The sequence below is a fragment of the Sporosarcina sp. P12(2017) genome (genome assembly GCF_002743035.1).
In the GTDB taxonomy this organism is placed as follows: Bacteria; Bacillota; Bacilli; order Bacillales_A; family Planococcaceae; genus Sporosarcina; species Sporosarcina ureae.
Genome location: NZ_PDYL01000031.1, coordinates 1 through 16720 on the forward strand (window position 1 = coordinate 1; position 16720 = coordinate 16720).

At 39.4% G+C, this 16720-nt stretch carries 21 protein-coding genes and 1 riboswitch; of the genes, 7 read left to right on the forward strand and 14 right to left on the reverse strand.

Going from position 1 to position 16720, the window contains the following annotated elements:
• Positions 1-156: 156 nt before the first annotated feature.
• Together thiD and CSV80_RS16990 are read right to left on the reverse strand one after the other, a co-directional pair.
• A complete protein-coding gene (thiD, locus tag CSV80_RS16985; protein WP_099671813.1) occupies positions 157-984 on the reverse strand; it encodes a bifunctional hydroxymethylpyrimidine kinase/phosphomethylpyrimidine kinase in 828 nt (275 codons plus the stop codon).
• A gap of 184 nt (positions 985-1168) precedes the next feature.
• Complete coding sequence (locus tag CSV80_RS16990; RefSeq protein ID WP_099671814.1) at positions 1169-2515, reverse strand: dihydrolipoyl dehydrogenase family protein; 1347 nt, start codon at positions 2513-2515, stop codon at positions 1169-1171.
• Positions 2516-2671: 156 nt separating this feature from the next.
• Here CSV80_RS16990 and CSV80_RS16995 point away from each other — a divergent pair, with 156 nt between their 5' ends.
• Positions 2672-3187, forward strand: a complete 516-nt coding sequence (locus CSV80_RS16995; RefSeq protein ID WP_099671815.1) for a cupin domain-containing protein — start codon at positions 2672-2674, stop codon at positions 3185-3187.
• Between the two features lie 46 nt (positions 3188-3233).
• On the opposite strand, the gene CSV80_RS17000 is transcribed toward CSV80_RS16995, so the two are convergent.
• The 8 genes from CSV80_RS17000 to CSV80_RS17035 all read right to left on the reverse strand — a co-directional run bounded on the left by CSV80_RS17000 (position 3234) and on the right by CSV80_RS17035 (position 9904).
• Positions 3234-3596 carry a rhodanese-like domain-containing protein gene (locus CSV80_RS17000; RefSeq protein WP_099671816.1) on the reverse strand — a complete coding sequence of 121 codons (363 nt, stop codon included), beginning with the start codon at positions 3594-3596 and terminating at the stop codon, positions 3234-3236.
• Positions 3597-3793: 197 nt separating this feature from the next.
• On the reverse strand, positions 3794-4675 hold the full coding sequence (locus CSV80_RS17005; protein ID WP_099671817.1) for a 3-hydroxyacyl-CoA dehydrogenase family protein: 882 nt from the start codon (positions 4673-4675) through the stop codon (positions 3794-3796).
• A gap of 192 nt (positions 4676-4867) precedes the next feature.
• Positions 4868-5248 carry a DUF3887 domain-containing protein gene (locus CSV80_RS17010; RefSeq protein WP_099671818.1) on the reverse strand — a complete coding sequence of 127 codons (381 nt, stop codon included), beginning with the start codon at positions 5246-5248 and terminating at the stop codon, positions 4868-4870.
• Positions 5249-5401: 153 nt separating this feature from the next.
• Complete coding sequence (locus CSV80_RS17015; protein WP_099671819.1) at positions 5402-5992, reverse strand: class I SAM-dependent methyltransferase; 591 nt, start codon at positions 5990-5992, stop codon at positions 5402-5404.
• A gap of 223 nt (positions 5993-6215) precedes the next feature.
• A complete protein-coding gene (locus CSV80_RS17020; protein WP_099671820.1) occupies positions 6216-6542 on the reverse strand; it encodes a monothiol bacilliredoxin BrxC family protein in 327 nt (108 codons plus the stop codon).
• 168 nt (positions 6543-6710) lie between these two features.
• Positions 6711-6932 carry a small, acid-soluble spore protein tlp gene (locus tag CSV80_RS17025; protein ID WP_099671821.1) on the reverse strand — a complete coding sequence of 74 codons (222 nt, stop codon included), beginning with the start codon at positions 6930-6932 and terminating at the stop codon, positions 6711-6713.
• A gap of 92 nt (positions 6933-7024) precedes the next feature.
• Entirely contained in the window at positions 7025-9031 is a 2007-nt protein-coding gene (locus CSV80_RS17030; protein ID WP_099671822.1) for an acyltransferase family protein, read from the reverse strand.
• A 345-nt stretch (positions 9032-9376) separates the two neighbouring features.
• Positions 9377-9904, reverse strand: a complete 528-nt coding sequence (locus CSV80_RS17035; protein ID WP_099671823.1) for a D-glycero-alpha-D-manno-heptose-1,7-bisphosphate 7-phosphatase — start codon at positions 9902-9904, stop codon at positions 9377-9379.
• Between the two features lie 216 nt (positions 9905-10120).
• Between CSV80_RS17035 and CSV80_RS17040 the strand changes: the two genes are divergently transcribed.
• Positions 10121-11527: an MDR family MFS transporter gene (locus CSV80_RS17040; protein ID WP_099671824.1), complete on the forward strand. Its 1407-nt coding sequence runs from the start codon at positions 10121-10123 to the stop codon at positions 11525-11527.
• Positions 11528-11573: 46 nt separating this feature from the next.
• Here CSV80_RS17040 and CSV80_RS17045 read toward each other — a convergent pair whose 3' ends face one another.
• The 3 genes from CSV80_RS17045 to CSV80_RS17055 form a co-directional block, all read right to left on the reverse strand.
• On the reverse strand, positions 11574-12089 hold the full coding sequence (locus CSV80_RS17045; RefSeq protein WP_099671825.1) for a QueT transporter family protein: 516 nt from the start codon (positions 12087-12089) through the stop codon (positions 11574-11576).
• A gap of 154 nt (positions 12090-12243) precedes the next feature.
• Complete coding sequence (locus CSV80_RS17050) at positions 12244-12999, reverse strand: 3-oxoacyl-ACP reductase (RefSeq protein ID WP_099671826.1); 756 nt, start codon at positions 12997-12999, stop codon at positions 12244-12246.
• A gap of 56 nt (positions 13000-13055) precedes the next feature.
• A complete protein-coding gene (locus tag CSV80_RS17055) occupies positions 13056-13277 on the reverse strand; it encodes a DUF2829 domain-containing protein (RefSeq protein ID WP_029052786.1) in 222 nt (73 codons plus the stop codon).
• Positions 13278-13493: 216 nt separating this feature from the next.
• Positions 13494-13593, forward strand: a riboswitch (purine riboswitch).
• 52 nt (positions 13594-13645) lie between these two features.
• Here CSV80_RS17055 and CSV80_RS17060 point away from each other — a divergent pair.
• From CSV80_RS17060 to CSV80_RS17075, 4 genes are all read left to right on the forward strand, one after another.
• Complete coding sequence (locus CSV80_RS17060; RefSeq protein WP_099671827.1) at positions 13646-14809, forward strand: MFS transporter; 1164 nt, start codon at positions 13646-13648, stop codon at positions 14807-14809.
• A gap of 86 nt (positions 14810-14895) precedes the next feature.
• Positions 14896-15213 (forward strand): DUF3784 domain-containing protein, encoded by a 318-nt coding sequence (locus CSV80_RS17065; protein WP_099671828.1) that lies wholly within the window; start codon positions 14896-14898, stop codon positions 15211-15213.
• A 15-nt stretch (positions 15214-15228) separates the two neighbouring features.
• Positions 15229-15474 (forward strand): hypothetical protein, encoded by a 246-nt coding sequence (locus tag CSV80_RS17070; protein ID WP_099671829.1) that lies wholly within the window; start codon positions 15229-15231, stop codon positions 15472-15474.
• A complete protein-coding gene (locus CSV80_RS17075) occupies positions 15474-15731 on the forward strand; it encodes a hypothetical protein (RefSeq protein WP_099671830.1) in 258 nt (85 codons plus the stop codon). Before CSV80_RS17070 ends, CSV80_RS17075 begins: the two co-directional genes overlap by 1 nt.
• A 45-nt stretch (positions 15732-15776) precedes the next feature.
• Here the strand turns inward: CSV80_RS17075 and CSV80_RS17080 are convergent, their stop codons facing one another.
• Positions 15777-16295: a hypothetical protein gene (locus CSV80_RS17080; protein WP_099671831.1), complete on the reverse strand. Its 519-nt coding sequence runs from the start codon at positions 16293-16295 to the stop codon at positions 15777-15779.
• Positions 16296-16378: 83 nt separating this feature from the next.
• Between CSV80_RS17080 and CSV80_RS18090 the strand changes: the two genes are divergently transcribed.
• Positions 16379-16504 carry a hypothetical protein gene (locus tag CSV80_RS18090; RefSeq protein WP_255407670.1) on the forward strand — a complete coding sequence of 42 codons (126 nt, stop codon included), beginning with the start codon at positions 16379-16381 and terminating at the stop codon, positions 16502-16504.
• Positions 16505-16720 lie beyond the last annotated feature (216 nt).

Below are 16720 nucleotides of genomic sequence, written 5' to 3' on the forward strand. Positions count from 1 at the left end.
CCTTAATTTCTGCAAAGTACACAGAAATACGGCAAAGCGAACCCTTCGTTGTTCGCTTGGCTCAAGCCACGCCCCTCGGAAAGCGTGCCTTTCGGAGTGCAGGGAAACGAGGTGAGATAGTTATGTCCCAGCCTCTATTGATGCTTGTTCTTGAATTCAAGCCTGCTCAATAGTTACTTTACAACTCGTCTCGTCATATTTACCATATGCCGCGTGATAGGTTGGCCCTACGCCTTGCTTGAAAGTCAAGGAATGGCGAATGCCTGCTGTGATGAACTTTTTCGCTTCAATCACGGCATCTGGTACCGTTTGTCCCTTTGCCAAGCCTGCCGCGATCGCAGCAGAGTAACTGCAACCGGCACCATTGGTATTCAGCGTGTCAATTCTTGGAGCTTCAAGTACATAGAACTGTTCTCCGTCATACAGCACATCCACTGCGGGTCCTTCCAGCCTTCCACCTTTCACTAATACGAACTTCGGTCCAAATGTAAACAAACGACGTGCAGCTTCTTTTAAATCAGCTACAGATCCCAATTCCATACCACCCAATAAGTAAGATGCTTCAGGCATATTTGGCGTAATTACCGTGGCTAGAGGAATCAATTGCTTCTGCATAGCTTCCATTGCATCGTCTTTCAACAACGCAGAGCCCATCTTACCAATCATTACGGGATCTACTACTATATTTTGAATGTCGGACTGCTGAATCCACTTCGTTACATTGACAATAATTTCTTTCGTAAACAACATGCCAGTCTTCATTGCATCTATACCAATATCTTCTTCTATCGTCACTAATTGAGCTTCAATCGCTTCCCAAGATTGTGGGAATATACCTTGTCCAGTACGTGGATTTCTGGCAACAATTGCCGTGACCGCTGTTGTACCAAACACATCAAATTCCTGGAATGTTTTCAAATCAGCTTGGATTCCTGCCCCTCCACGTGCAGCGGAACCAGCGATAGTTAATGCTCGCTTGATCATCGTCTCTTTTCCTCCTGTCTTAGATATAATTCATAAATTAGTAATTATATACGTGCATCATTGTACAGGATAACGTGAGGAGGTTTAAAGAGTCAATTTCATCGTGCGTTACAAGGTCCTGTATAGTTACCATCAACTAAAAACTCCCTATCCACTTGCAAGATAGAGAGTTGTTTGGATTTATTTACAACATATAGGAAATATCAGATGCTGTAGTTGGATACGCAAATGGCATTTGCTTTAATTCTGAAATAGGAATTTGGAAACGAATGGCTAATGCAAAAAGATTAATTAGTTCATCGGCTCCTCCACCTAAGAAATGAGCACCGAGTACGACGTCTTTCTCTTGATCGATAATTACTTTAAATGCTGCCGCGCGTTCATTTGTCCGTTTATATGTGAACCACTCGGTCATATTTTGTGATTTTACATATATTTTTAAACCCGAGTCTATTGCTTCTTGTTCGCTCATTCCAACAGATGATAATTTAGGAACGGTGTAGACAACAGATGGAATAACGGGATAATTGGCCGTTTTGTTATTTCCCTTTAGCAAATTCGAAGCGACAACATGTGATTCAGTTGTTGCGACGGGTGTTAATGGAGGCGCATCACTTGAAGCGACATCTCCAGCCGCATATACACGTGTATTACTAATGCTTTGCATGAATTCATTGATACACACGCCTTGTTTATCGCGCTTTACATTTCCTTTTTCCAAATCAATATCTAATGCCGGTGCGCGTCCTGCCCCATGTACAACAAGATCTGCTTTCCATTCTACTTGGCGATCATCTTGTTCTCCTTTAACCACAAATGAATTGCTGCATTTCTCTATTCCAGTTACCGGTGTGTTCAAATGCACATGAACGCCAATTTCTTCAGTACGTTTAATGAGCATTTTTACTAAATCTTGATCAAAATGCTTCAAAGCGCTTTCACTTCTATGCAAAATATGCACTTCTGAGCCTGCCCTTGCAGCAAGATGCGCAAATTCGAATGAAATAAATCCTCCCCCAATAAAGACGATCTTTTTTGGTAGAGCTTCCAGTTCCATGAACTCATCGCTCATCGTCAAATATTCTTCACCTTCGATATTCATCTCAATAGGTTTTGCACCCGTGGCAATTAAGATATGCTTCCCTTTTAATACATCTGAACAAACCTTCAATTCTGTTTCACTTTGGAAGTGTGCCTTGCCGTGATAGATATCAATTCCTAATTTCTCGAATTTTTCTTCCGTGTCCTCAGGTATCGACTGAGTAAATGTTCGTTTGAATTCCATTAATTCAGTCCAATTGATTTTGCTATCTTCTTCAATCCCTTTTCCTTGCATACGTTTATTCCAATCAATTAGTTCAGCAGCTCCCACCAATACTTTCTTCGGATCACAACCTCGCTGAGAACAGGTACCGCCAAATGGCCGGTCATCGATAATTGCCACGCTCCAGCCTTCTTTCTTACATTTTGTTGCTGTGATGGAACCTGCACTACCTGTTCCAATTACAAGCAAATCATATTCTTTGACCATACTCTATCTCCTCCAACTATTCTTGCTCATTCTGTTCACCCATTCTATAATCAACTACCCTTTATTGACCCTTATCACACTTGGAAACAATTATACAATTAAAATCACGTTACTTTCCTACGTACATACTATATAACAGCACACAGGAAAGGTCGTATGAAAATGATTTCAAATAATTCTCAGTACGCAGCGAATGTGAATACTAGTCCCTTTTTCAAGAAAAATGATAAGAACTTTATTAATATTTTGAGCAGTAAGCAATTAAACACATTAGATCATTTGTCGATGTTGGATATCTTCCTTAGTAAAGATCATATTATTGAACCCCATTATCATCCAAATGCTTCCGAACTGACCTATTGTGTTTCAGGCTCGGCTACTATTTCTATGATGAATCTTGACACGAAAATCTTTCAACATTATAAGATTGTGGCGGGTCAAGTCGTTAACATTCCACAAGGATGGTGGCACTACCAAATCGCACATACCGATGATACACATCTGCAAGGTATATTTAATGTGAATATTCCCGAGGTCGTCTTAGGTTCCGATATTCTAACCGCTACACCAGCGGACGTTTTCGCTTACTCCTATGGGTTAGATGAACAACAATGGGCTGCCAATGTAAAAGCTATTTCCCCTTCGCAATTTATAGGTCCACCAACGAAATAAGCATTTACAAAAAGCGACGGTAATTATCCCGTCGCCTGTTCTTTCATTATTCCACCGGACCTAGCCAAGTAGACATACCTTCAGAAACATTGATCACGTCGTATCCTTCTTCAAACAAAATTCCACTTGCTGTTCGCGAACGACTTCCACTACGACAAACGATTACATACTTCTGATCTTTATCCAAGCCGGCTCTTTCACCGTTTTGTAATTGCGATAATGGCATATTGATTGCACTCACCATATGACCTTCGTTGTATTCATCTACTTCGCGCACATCCATCACTAACGCGCCTTTCTTTTGTAAGGCTTCAATATCTTTTAAATCCACTGTTTCAAATGCTTTATCTGTCGATCCGCAAGCCGCCAGTAATAAAACGGTTGCGATCAACCATACTAATTTCTTCATGATTTAGCCTCCATTTTCTATTGCCAATAATTAATAAGCTGCGACTACTTCAAATCAGACTATCTTAGTCCCATTTTCTTTCAGTATATACTAACCTTTTTTGAACCCCAAATTAGATTAAACACAAAAACGACACGTAGATAGCATACATGTCGTGGTTTATACTATTTATTTAAAATACCAAACGACTTTCCGTGTTACTTCACCGGTACTTCACGGTAATCATAAAACCCTATTTTCGTTTTCCTTCCTAATTCCCCTTTATCTACTTTTTCTTTAATGCATGCAGGCGGCTTATCTCTTTCATCTCCACTTTGCTGATATTGATGCTGCATGGCCGAATACACGACGTCTGCTCCTGACATATCGATTAATTGGAATGGTCCGAGTTTATGACCAAGGGATTTTCTTATAATGAGATCAATATCTTTGAAGTCAGCAATTCCTTCTTCGTATAAGTACGTTGCTTCGCGATGAATTGCACCAAGTATACGATTCGCAACAAATCCAGAAATCTCTTTCCTCAGTAGGACTGCCGTACGCCCAATTTGTTTTGAAACTGCCATGGCGATATCTTTTGTCTCTTCAGAAGTTTTTTCACTCATGACTACTTCAAGGCTATCCATTACAAGTGGTGGGAAGAAGAAATGCATATTACACACTTTATCCGGTCTGTCCGTCACTTCGGCAATCAATGAATTCATAATAGTTGAGCTGTTCGTCGCCAATATAGCATGAGGTGGTGTAATTTCATCCAATTTTTTAAACAGCTCCTGCTTCGCTTCAAGGACTTCAACGATCGCCTCGATTACAAGATCTGCATCTTTTGCTGCTTCTTCTAACTGATCTGTAAAAGTAAGTAATGAAAAAGCTTTCTCTACAGCCGGCTCGTTAATCTTCCCTTTTCTTACCCAATCACTCATTAGACGCTCCAAGTTATTCTTTGCCTGTTGCAGAGCTTCCTGATTAATATCCTGCAAAGTGGTTTGGTATCCACCTAGCGCACATAGCATGGCAATCTGGTGTCCCATCTGCCCTGCGCCAATTACTGTAATCCGTTTCACATCATATGAATTCATATTTTTACTCCCCTTCGCTTTTTATACTAACTGGTCGGTATGTTTTGAATACTATAATAACTACTATTCTTTTCTTTAGCAAGTGTAAGTAGAGATTTAAGTCTAGAGAGATTTTAAATAAGGCGTAAGCGAAAATTATAAAAAACCCTAACAAGAAGTGAATGACTTCCGTTAGAGTTTCAATTGGTTTCATTATTTCACGAAAAAACCTGCGACTCGTTGCTGTTCATCCAATGTTATGGTGTACACTCTATTGTCTTCTTTGTATTTCGCTGCAATAGTCGCAACAAAGTATTGCTCTTTTTTAGCGATAGACTCTTTTTCAAAGCTGATGAATTCACCAGATTCCTTTACAATATCCGATACTTCTTGTAATTGCTCTACTGATAAAGCATCTTTCATCGTTGCATCAAACATTGATCGCATTTCATCAAACTTCTCTTCATTGAATAATGTGATCGTTTCTTTTGATTTCTTAATATACTCTTTGGTAGCAGAATCATCGACTTTATTTTTTCCGCATGCCGCGAGTAGGAAAACGGTTGCTATAGCAAGTATAACTAGTTTTTTCATTCTCTAACTCCTTCCGTTTAACATGGATAAAAATTAGTTAGGAAATTAAATGAATTACATGTACTGCATGCTGTTAATTTGACACCAAATCTCTTAGCGTCTGAGGTCAATTGATTAAGGCGTGTACGTACAAATCATCCCGGAAGTTCCTACTTATATTTTTTTACATTTAATAGACAAAAACAGGCCTTCATAGAGTGATTCCATATCTTCTACGTATATACCTGAATCCACAATCATGGAAAGTGTATCTCGATTTAATTGACAGCCATCGCATACCTTCTCCCATAATGGGTTTAATAAATCTTGTGCTTTCGCAAGATTAGGTTGCTTCATTTTGACATGTTCAAAAAATAAAATGGTAGCACCCGGCTTACTAACACGCTGGATTTCTTTTAATGCAAGTAGTGGATTGGGTATTGTACAAAATACTAAAGTTGAGATGACTGTGTCAAATGTATGATCGGCAAATGGTAGTGATTCTGCATTTGCCTCATATAATGTAATAGGAACATGCGCATTTCGTCCTCTTCTCATAGCTCTGCGACTCATCTGTGGATTCGGTTCAACCGCTGTTACATGTTTTGCCTGCTGATAATATGGAAAATTGATACCAGTACCTGAACCGATCTCCAGTACATTCCCTTGTGCATTACGGATTAATTCCGTTCGAACTTTTTTAAATCGGGTTGCTTCTAGAGGCTTCATAGCCATGTCATAGATTTTCGGAAATACACTTTCCATTACAAGAACTCCTTTTGCTACTTTACTATTTTCTATGAGTAGTTGTTACAACTCCATTTGTCTGAATGTTTTACTTATGTACATTAATAGCAGCAGTGATCTATTTCTCAATTGGTGTGGGTTTTGGACTCTATATGCACGCTACTATTCTACTTCAGTGGGGAGCAACACATGCACCTTTCCATATGCCTTAAGAAAGAATAATTCGAAATCCTTACGCATCTCAGACGTATTCTTTTATCGCATCTAGTAAAATCTGTTCTTTGATTTGATAGTGAGTAGCTTGCCATATAGCTCGTTTGTCTTTTACTATTAATAATTGTGGAACTTCGTGCGGCACACCTAAATCTGATTCAATGGCTACCGAAAGCTTTTTACTTACTTGTGTAATGACGATATAAATAGGTAATTCCGTGCGGAGTCCATCCAATTCTTTTTTAGCAGCCAAACTGCTGACAGAAGTCATGCTGGATTTAAACAACAGAAATGGTTGCTCATCCGATTTTTCAAGCAGTTCCCGCCACTCGTCAATTTTTTTTATTCTTTTCAACTTTAATTCTCTCCTTTATATAGAAAAACCTTAGATAGTATAGATACTTCTATTCTATACAGCGTACTAAATGGATTCCTCTTTTTTGCTTATTTACCTCTATCATAACAGACAGTAAAAACCCTCACTTATATAAGTGAGGGCCAACTTTTTATCGTAGCAAGTTATTTATAAATACCCATTGATTCGGGACTTGTCTTCTTCACTAATTTCTTCTTTTAAATCCTCGATACTTTCTGCTCTACGTTCATTTTTCTTTTTGATTTGTTCAAACTCTTTGCCCTCTGCAAACTTCATCGCATCTTCTGCCGCTTCCATATTACTAATTGTCTTATTCAATCGTACTTTGTTGTCAGCAGGATCATTCGGTTTCGGATAGTTTTTTGCCATCATATACACTCCTTTTTGAAGTTTTCGTTCTATATGATAGCATTCCCGTATCTAGATGAACTATACGATGTTCATGGCAAACACATCACTCATCATTGCGCAGGTTTCTTTCCTAAGTTGTCGAATGCTTGCTGCAACGGCACTTTTAATGCAGGTGCTAACGTTTTTGCATACTCTGCGGTAATATGGTTATCATCACGATAGACAATAATATTCCCAATGACAGGATAACAAGTTGTTTCATCACAAAAAGAGTCTGTTAGGTCTGCGAAAAACACATTCGATGGAATACCTTCTGTCACTTCCCATGGAGTTTCCTTTGCAATGGCTTGATCTCTTGGTACTGAACACTCCAACGGATCGTCTGCTTGTTCTAGGCAGACAGGAATAATCTCTTGCATACGAGGATTATCCCGTATCGCAAATATGGTCGTGATGCCTTCTAGTCTCTTCCATTGATTAATAAATCCTCGAGGTACTTTTGGACGCTTATTCACTGTCGATGTTGTGAAAACCAAGTCAGGTGGATCTTCTAGTAACGTATCAATCAAGTTACTATTCCAAGGAATACAAGCTTTCGTTAAGTTTCCCTTAGGGTCTTCGTCTGTAAATCGACAACCATCATGACTATATAAATCAATTTTAAAATTCATTTCTTCTGCTAATTCTATTAAAGCTGGGAACCAATGACCTGAGTGAGATCCACCTACGAGCGCCAACGTGAAATCAAAGTCCTTCAAAACACCATAAGAACATTTCCTGACTTCTGTGAGGTTAGCGGACTGGCATTCCAAATCATTATAAAATTCTGGAAGATCTGTTTTGATTTCTGAAGGTGACGGGATCAAGTCTACATAAGAAACAGTTTTCATATCAAAATTTTCGGATTGAGCACCAGGGTAATCCTGTTCCTGGACAATATCAGTACTAGCAGTTGCCTTTTCTATATAAGCAGAAATAGAAAATATGGAACTACATGCAAGTACTAACATAGCTGACAATACGACGACTAGTTCCCTATTCTTCTGATTTCGGCCTATTTTTTGAACAGGTTTTTCTAATAACTTGGTAGAAATCATGGACAGCACAAAAGTTGTCATCAATAGTAAAATACCATCTCCGATAGGCACTGTTTCTGTTTCCATATAGGAACGATAGTAAATCAGCAACGGCCAATGCCATAAATACACACCATATGTAAGACTGCCTAGATAGATCAGAGGCTTTGTGGATAAAAATCGATTTACACCATATATTGTAATACTTTCAGAGGCGATTAATATTAGTAATACCCCACCAATAGGAATTAATGCCAAATACCCAGGAAATACAGTGGAGACTGGAAACAAAAATCCAGTGAGGCCAATAATCGCTAGACCTAGCCATCCTAACATAACACTCCATCTTTTAGTAAAAAACAAGTACGGCGATAGTAAAGCAAAAATCCCGCCAATACTAAATTCCCACATCCGCGTGAATGTATTGAAATATGCAAAAGGCTGGTTCACATTTGTTTGATAGACGGAAAAAGCCAGTGAACATATAAACACTATGATCAGCGAACTAAGTAACGTCTTATATACCGGTGTTTTCAAAAACTTTCGGGCGATATAATAAATAGATGCAAGTAAAACAGGCCAGATCAGATAAAATTGTCCTTGCACACTTAGTGACCAAAAATGTTGAAATGGACTTGCTAAATTATCTTTTGCTAAATAGTCAACAGAATCTAATGCTAACCGCCAGTTTTCATAATAAAACGTGGAAGCCATCATATGCGCAATAATTTCTCCCCATTCAAACTGAGGTAGAAGAATCACCGCAAATATTCCCGTAAAAATCAAAACTATTGTAGCTTGGGGTAATAGTCTCCTCGTTAAGTTCAGAAAATATTCGATAAAATTCACTGATCCGGTTCGTTCTATTCGCGAGACGATGGACAATGTCATCAAATAACCTGAAATAACGAAGAACACATCGATTCCACCAGATACCCTACCAAACCATATATGATAAATGGCGATTAATAATGTTGCAACCGTTCGTACCCCTTCTATCTCGGGCCTAAATCTTTTATGTGGTAACTTTAGATCCGACATAACTTCCTCCGTTACATATGCTCTTAAATTTTAAATGTATTCAATACTATATCATGAAACGATAGAAGCGTTCACTTTTTTCTATTGATATTATGGGATTTTGATAAGTATTAAAACAAGTGTTTTCCTACGTCTCCCTTATTAACTAATCTTCATGTACGAGAAAGAACAGAAGTCTTTATTAAGAATTCTGTTCTTTCACTATATTGACCATAATGTAATTTTTATTTAAAAGTATCTTACACTAATAAGATTTCTTCAACCATTGTCCATACATAGGATTTTGCCAATTATCTCTTGGGGAATTTTTTCTTTGAATTCAATTTCGTAGCAATTCCCCACTTTTCACTTCACCATATCATCGATGATCCAAGGAACAGCATGAAGCAGATCTGGGAACACTGCATCTGCTATTGGATCTGTTGCACCAAGGAAAACCGTTTTAGTTCCTGCTCTTTTGCCGGCAATAATGTCTGTATCCGTATCGCCTATCATATAAGAAGTGGACAAATCTACATCATAGTTCATTGCAAGATTTTCTATTAGCTTACTATGAGGTTTGCGACAATCACAACCAGACTTTGGCTTATGCGGACAATAAACGACTTCGTCAATTATTGCACCTTCCTTTGCAAGTTCTGCTATCATATGATCATGAATGGATTTCAATTTGGATTCCTTCATGTAACCAAGCCCCACACCGCCTTGATTCGTTACAACAAATATATAATCAAACAGTTGATTCAATTGCTTAATTGCCTCCGCAACCCCCGGCAAGAAATAAAGTTGATTCGGTTCATTCACAAATTTCACTCGATCTGTCAACACTTCATTGATCACGCCATCTCGATCCAGAAATACAGCTTTTTTCATGTTGGCTTTCCTCCTAAAGAAAAGATCTTATCATTGTCATAGTATCCTAATTACATTCTTTTAAACGTAGTGCCACCCAAGCTTCGCCAATAGATGTAGTCAAGCAAGATTATTGTGGTCTTACGAAATAACAATTAACATAACCTGTATGTTAGATATATAACGAACTCCGAATTATTTTGTGATCTGTAATTAATGATGAGGTGATGCGTGGACATGGTAAACTCACAGAAATTCGATTTTAAAAAGAACCTTCCCTTGATGATCGTACTATTATCAGGTGCGTTCATCACAATTCTGAATCAAACGCTTCTTGCTACTGCCCTTCCGCCAATTATGATAGATCTTCGGATTAGCGAAAGTACAGTGCAGTGGTTGCAGTCGATCTTCATGTTGGTCAACGGGATTATGATCCCTATTACAGCTTTTTTCATCGGAAAGTTTACAACTCGACGTCTATTTTTGACAGCGATGAGTATATTTGCTTTAGGTACACTAATCGCAGCGACTTCTCCAAATTTCTCTATATTGTTAGTAGGAAGAGTTCTCCAAGGTGCGGGAGCTGGGATTATGATGCCGCTCTTGCAAACTATTATGTTTTTACTATTTCCGATTGAGCAACGCGGAAAAGCAATGGGTTACTTTGGACTCGTTATTGCATTCGCCCCTGCTATCGGACCGAGCTTATCTGGTTATCTCGTAGATCAGTTCCCTTGGCGCAGCGTATTCTATGTTGTTTTGCCGTTTGCTCTGTTGAATATTGTAGCCGCTTATTTCTTGCTGAAAAATGTAACGAAACTGACCAATCCAAAAATGGATTATTTATCGATCGTTCTCTCTACATTCGGTTTTGGTGGATTGCTCTACGGTTTCAGTATTGCAGGGAATACTGGTTGGCTTCATGCGAACGTTTTGATCTCGTTAATCGTTGGGGCGATTTCACTCGCTTGGTTCATTTTAAGACAATTGAAACTGGAACAACCCATTCTCGAGTTTAAAGTGTTCAAGTATGGCGTATTCACACTGGCAACTAGCTTAGGTATGATCGTATTTGCTTCCATGATTGCATCGACAGTAATTTTGCCGTTGTTCATGCAGACTATGCTTGGTTTTAATGCTCTCCACTCAGGTCTTATGCTACTTCCAGGGGCGATTGTCATGGGAATCATGAATCCGGTGACCGGTACGATATTCGATAAATATGGAGCCAAATGGTTACTACTGTCTGGCTTCACCATTTTAACGGTCACGACGTTCATGTTTGCCAACTTATCAGTAGATACAACGTTCACATATTTAGCCATATTGAACGCTGTAAGGATGTTTGGGATTGCAATGATTATGATGCCATCCACTACACTAGGGTTGAACCAGCTACCCACTCATTTAATTTCTCATGGTACGGCAATGAATAATACATTTCGACAGATTTCAGGATCCATCGGAACTGCTGCACTCGTTACAGTCATGATCACATCTGATCTGGATAACGGAACCATTGCAGGTCAAATCCAAGGTGTGAATACAGCCTTCCTCGTATCAGGTTGTATATCCATTGTAGGACTTCTATTAGCGCTGCTGATCAAGAATCCAAAACCAAAAGATACAGATGTAAAGGTGTAAAAATATAAAGAGAGCATATTCACAAAATCTGCGAATATGCTCTCTTTTATTTGGACAAATCTATTTTCTTATTCAACGAGTATATAATGATTCCGCCAATTGTCATGGATAACAACTCGCCAATTCCAGCTGTCAGCCAAGTAGCCCAGAACGGGAAACCAAGCATAATAGTCAATTGGGCTGCAATGGCACACATGGACAATGCAAACACAATAGCAGTGATTACCATTTTGACGATATCGTTTTTTATTTTCTTTGTCAGTGCACGACATATTAATAATGCGACTAACGTAGCCATCGAACCAATCGGCACATCCAATATCCAAGTGGGTGACATAAAGTTTGCGAACATGACACCTAGTGTGACACCGATCACATACCTTTTATTATACAAAGCCAGATAGTTGAACATCTCTGACAAACGCAGTTGGACTGCGCCAAAACTAATCACTGCAAACACAAACGTCACCGCCACATACAAAGCTGCGACGAGCGCTGTTTTTGTCAGTTCATTCACCGTACTCTTACTCTTAGGTGAATCTTTAACAAAAGACATACTCATTTTATTTTCTCCTTTGTGAAATAGCGTAGTTGCTATTCCAGTAATAACTACGACCAAAGGAAGAAAGAGCCTATCGCTCGATCAAAAGTGCCGTAGTGCAAACAGTATTTGCTTGCTACGGTATTATAACAGAGTTCCTTGTAATACAAAAGCTTTATTTTGCAATCCAACCTCCGTCAATCGGAATAACCGCTCCATGAATATAATCCGCTGCGGAACTGGCTACGTATAATGTCAGGCTTGCAACCTCACTCGGCTGCGCCCATCGTCCTGCAGGCGTTTCTTCCGCTACCCACTTCGCCATTTCACCATCGCCTTCAAAATCCGCCTTGTTCATCGGGGTCTGGATCGCGCCTGGTGCAATTGCGTTCGCACGAATTCCCTCGCGGCAGTAATCCATGTCCAATTGCTTTGTATAACCGACAATGGCATGTTTGGATGCAGTATAAGCTGCACCGCCACCGCCTGCCACAAGTCCTGCAATGGATGCCATATTGACAATGACACCTGACTTTCTAGCGATCATATGTGGCAATACTTCATTCGTCATAAAGTATGTACCTTTCACATTCGTATCCATGATTGTATCCCAAAGCGCTTCATCAGTGTCTAGAGTTTTTGCAAAACCATCGAGCACCCCTGCTGTGTTTAGTAAAATATCTATTGTACCAAACACGTTACATGCTTCTTTGACAGCGTGTGCTACTTCGTCCTTTGCACTGACACTTCCAATCGCATAGGCAAATTGTGACGGATACTCCTGTTGCAATTTCCTAAGATCCCCTTCGTTTATATCAAACGCAAAGACATTCGCGCCATTTTCTAAAAACGCCACCGCCTGTGCGTACCCAATACCAGACGCGCCACCTGTCACTACGACTGTCTTTTTTTCATATTCTGCAAATTTCATAATAGCCTCCCACATAAAAAAGCTCATGAATTCTCATGAGCTAGGATTCTTCCGATTTACTCTACGATGACCCAGTCTTCAGCTAGTAAGTCGCAAACTGTTGGTGTGAACATAGTATAGCCTTCACCCGTTACATCAATCACGAAATATGGATTTAGCTTTTTACCATCTTGTTCGCTTTCTCCTACTAGCTTCACGTATAATTCCGCACCACCCCAGTTACTGCGTATGACTTTCTCTCCAGCCTTCAAGCGTGGCAATATTTCTTCAAATGTCATGTATATCCATCCTTTATTATTGTATTGATCCTCACAGGTTTATCGGGAAAAGTATACTTGATTATGATGTCTTTTACAACTTGAGACTATTCGAACCAGATTATGGAGCAGAATGAATATAACTTTTACACTATGTGTTAAATTAAAGATTTTTTATAAATAACTTGCTATCCAACTTGCCATATTTCACATTCCATGATAAATTGAACAATAGAAAATTTCATTACGGAATCAACATGTATAACCTCGATAATATGGTTCGAGGGTCTCTACCAGGAACCGTCAAATCCTGATTACAAAATCATTTTTGTAATCGGGATTTTTCTATTTCAAAAAATAGTGTAGGGACACTAGTAGGAGGAATTGTTTTGGATTTACGTGTTTTATTATTGGCAGTATCCGCCGTTACGGTAGGACTGGTAGAATTGGTAGTCGGCGGGATTTTGCCCGTCATTGCTGATGATTTGAATGTTTCAATTGCAACGGCTGGACAACTCATTACAGTATTCGCTCTCGTGTACGCGGTAGCAGGACCTGTATTATTGTCACTGACCGCGAAAGTGGAACGCAAGAAATTATATTTGATTACATTGGTCGTATTTTTACTTGGAAACATCCTAACGTACTTCAGTCCGACATTCGGCTTGATGATGGCTGCTCGTGTATTGACAGCTGCAAGTGCAGCACTCGTCATTGTGCTATCGTTAACGATTACAGCACGAATGGTTGAGCCGCGTATTAGAGCTAAGTCGCTTGGTTATATATACATGGGAATCAGCTCTTCGCTTGTTCTAGGGGTACCCATTGGGATTGTAGTAACGAACGCATTCGGATGGCGTTCAGTGTTTTTAGGAATTGCGATCTTGACAGTAGGTTCTATTGTATTGATTGCAAAGTTTCTCGAAAAAATACCTAACGCGAAAGTGCAACCATTGTCCGTTCAACTTAAAGCTTTAGCTAATAAAAAGATATTTTTCGCTCATTTAGCGACCATGTTTATGCTCGCGGGACATTATACGGTATATGCGTATTTCACCCCCTTCCTAGAGACTACGATGAAGTTAAGCCCTTATTGGATCAGTATATTCTACTTCCTATTTGGACTTGCAGCAGTAGCAGGCGGAGCATTTGGTGGCGGACTCGCTTCACGTCTTGGCTCAAAGAAAAGCATTTTAATCATATTAGGGGCTTTTGCAATTAGTTTATTTGTACTTCCCTATTCGACATTCTCCATTCCACTTTTCATTATCTTCATGATGATTTGGGGTGGATTAAGCTGGGCTCTAGCACCTGCTCAGCAAGACTATATTATCCAAAGTGATCCGGTAACTTCCGATGTGCACCAGAGTTTCAATAACTCGGCGCTACAAGTCGGGATTGCGCTTGGATCTGGTGTTGGCGGGGTAGTCTTTAGTCAAACAGGCAATGTAACCAATATGCCGGCAGTTGGTGGCGTAATCGTTATAATCGCATTCTTATGTGCCGCGATCTCTTTATCGATGGCTGTAAAGACTCGGCAGACTGCTATGTAATGAGCTAGAATGGAGTTAACTCGTCAAAGAGTTGACTCCATTTTTTTATTGGATACTCACTCTTTGTCATGAAATGAGGAATCACTATGACAGGCCTACTTCTTGATATGATTATTATGATTGCATTCATTGTATATGGTATAGCACTTTGGCAAGGTAAAGGAGCGTCCTTGCTGTCAGGCTATAATACGATGCCAATCGAAAAAAAGATGCGTATGAATGAACGTGCGTTATGCAAGTTCATGGCGAAAATCATGTTCGCTTTGAGTTTTTGTGTCGGATTGTTCGCTGTGAGTGAACTGTTGCAAGAAGATATATACTTTATTGTAGGGTTATCACTTTTCCTATTAGTAATCGTATTTACTTTACTCTATGTCAATACAGGTAATCGGTTTAAAAAATAAGGTAGGTGTTGAAAGATGGGTAGAAGACGCGGAATATATGAAATAGAAGTTATTGGCATGCCGCTTCATTGTACACTCTGCGGCGGCACAACATTTTTTCACCGTGAAGTATATATTGATTTGGAGCAAACAGCTAAAGACATACCTAATCAGCTAACATTGCAATCATTTGCTTGTGAAGTATGTAGTACAACGCAGTTGATCCAAGAGCAATCACACCACGACGAGCCAAACATTGTCTATATCGAGGTGGATTCGTAATGGTAGAAGAGCTAGAAAGCGTAAGAAGCCGTATAACGATTTTAGAACATCTACTTATTTGTCATTTTTGTAAGCAGGATGAATTTATCCCTTATTGTTCTTTTTCAAACGTGGAAGATCCAGGAATTGGCGTGCTATCGATCGGTTATTCCGCAGTATGCGTTACATGTGGTTGCGTAACCGAGTTCGGTGATCCAAGTGGTCCATCTGAAGATGGTGCAGACTATATTTGGGCTTTTTCACAGACAGTATTATAGTAGTATTTGAAAAACGCTCCGTTAAAGGAAGCGTTTTTTCTTTCATTATGACAATTCTCCAATTTGCTCCATCATGTCCAACACACTTTTTAGGAATGCGCTGATTTCCCCCATATGTTCTTCAGTTAATTTTGGTTTAAATTGAATGTTTATCCTATTCATGAACCCAGGTTCTGTTTGTTCATGACGGAAGCTAAGTGTTTGTGTATAACTAATATCGTTTTCCCATACAGTACGGAGAATAGTCGCAATCTCTTCACATTCTGTATCTACATCTTGAACAAATGTGCGGACTAGTAATGTAAGCGTACAGCCCGGATCCATGTCTTTGATTTCAAGTATTTCATCCGCCAGTTCCTTAAGGGATGAGTGTAATTTAAGATCGACAATGACAGACGGAAAGCCGACTCTGGTAAAACGAATGGTGAATTCTCTTGCCATCACGGCTAAATCTAGTTGATCTTTGCGATGTAAAATATGAATTGCTTGTTCCAGATTATCCAAATCATATATATGGTTTTCAAATGCGACTTTTAAGTTTTCGAATACAGTTGGATCAGACATAGCGTGGTCTCCTTATCAATTGTATGTATAATTTAGTACGATTCAGCCACCTTATACTTAAACAGGGAAAGGAAGTTATGTACATGACAAAAGATACGTCGATTGCACAATTAAGTACCGAAGATTTGCATGCACTGAATCGCTTAGAAGATAAATTAGGTGTAACGCTCGTTGCGTATGAAAATGTTAATTCACCTAAAACGAAATAATGATGAAGAGGTTGGGACAGAACAGAAAAAACGTAAGGGGAATGAGTCCTTTACGCTTTTTTCTGTTCTTATCAGTAAATATTTTTTAGAGTATCAGAGTGTACCGGAACGGAGAAAGGCCGACTCCTGAGGGATCAGCGTGCGTCTTGAGACCCTGGACGGAGCAAAGCGAAGGAAGCGGCTCAAGCCACGCCCCTCGGAAAGCGTGCCTTTCGG

Bases quoted from the DNA above. Each gene is read 5' to 3' on its own strand.
- thiD (WP_099671813.1), bottom strand. From the start codon at position 984: ATGATCAAGCGAGCATTAACTATCGCTGGTTCCGCTGCACGTGGAGGG.
- CSV80_RS16990 (WP_099671814.1), bottom strand. From the start codon at position 2,515: ATGGTCAAAGAATATGATTTGCTTGTAATTGGAACAGGTAGTGCAGGT.
- CSV80_RS16995 (WP_099671815.1), top strand. From the start codon at position 2,672: ATGAAAATGATTTCAAATAATTCTCAGTACGCAGCGAATGTGAATACT.
- CSV80_RS17000 (WP_099671816.1), bottom strand. From the start codon at position 3,596: ATGAAGAAATTAGTATGGTTGATCGCAACCGTTTTATTACTGGCGGCT.
- CSV80_RS17005 (WP_099671817.1), bottom strand. From the start codon at position 4,675: ATGAATTCATATGATGTGAAACGGATTACAGTAATTGGCGCAGGGCAG.
- CSV80_RS17010 (WP_099671818.1), bottom strand. From the start codon at position 5,248: ATGAAAAAACTAGTTATACTTGCTATAGCAACCGTTTTCCTACTCGCG.
- CSV80_RS17015 (WP_099671819.1), bottom strand. From the start codon at position 5,992: ATGGAAAGTGTATTTCCGAAAATCTATGACATGGCTATGAAGCCTCTA.
- CSV80_RS17025 (WP_099671821.1), bottom strand. From the start codon at position 6,932: ATGGCAAAAAACTATCCGAAACCGAATGATCCTGCTGACAACAAAGTA.
- CSV80_RS17030 (WP_099671822.1), bottom strand. From the start codon at position 9,031: ATGTCGGATCTAAAGTTACCACATAAAAGATTTAGGCCCGAGATAGAA.
- CSV80_RS17035 (WP_099671823.1), bottom strand. From the start codon at position 9,904: ATGAAAAAAGCTGTATTTCTGGATCGAGATGGCGTGATCAATGAAGTG.
- CSV80_RS17040 (WP_099671824.1), top strand. From the start codon at position 10,121: ATGGTAAACTCACAGAAATTCGATTTTAAAAAGAACCTTCCCTTGATG.
- CSV80_RS17045 (WP_099671825.1), bottom strand. From the start codon at position 12,089: ATGAGTATGTCTTTTGTTAAAGATTCACCTAAGAGTAAGAGTACGGTG.
- CSV80_RS17050 (WP_099671826.1), bottom strand. From the start codon at position 12,999: ATGAAATTTGCAGAATATGAAAAAAAGACAGTCGTAGTGACAGGTGGC.
- CSV80_RS17055 (WP_029052786.1), bottom strand. From the start codon at position 13,277: ATGACATTTGAAGAAATATTGCCACGCTTGAAGGCTGGAGAGAAAGTC.
- CSV80_RS17065 (WP_099671828.1), top strand. From the start codon at position 14,896: ATGACAGGCCTACTTCTTGATATGATTATTATGATTGCATTCATTGTA.
- CSV80_RS17070 (WP_099671829.1), top strand. From the start codon at position 15,229: ATGGGTAGAAGACGCGGAATATATGAAATAGAAGTTATTGGCATGCCG.
- CSV80_RS17075 (WP_099671830.1), top strand. From the start codon at position 15,474: ATGGTAGAAGAGCTAGAAAGCGTAAGAAGCCGTATAACGATTTTAGAA.
- CSV80_RS17080 (WP_099671831.1), bottom strand. From the start codon at position 16,295: ATGTCTGATCCAACTGTATTCGAAAACTTAAAAGTCGCATTTGAAAAC.
- CSV80_RS18090 (WP_255407670.1), top strand. From the start codon at position 16,379: ATGACAAAAGATACGTCGATTGCACAATTAAGTACCGAAGATTTGCAT.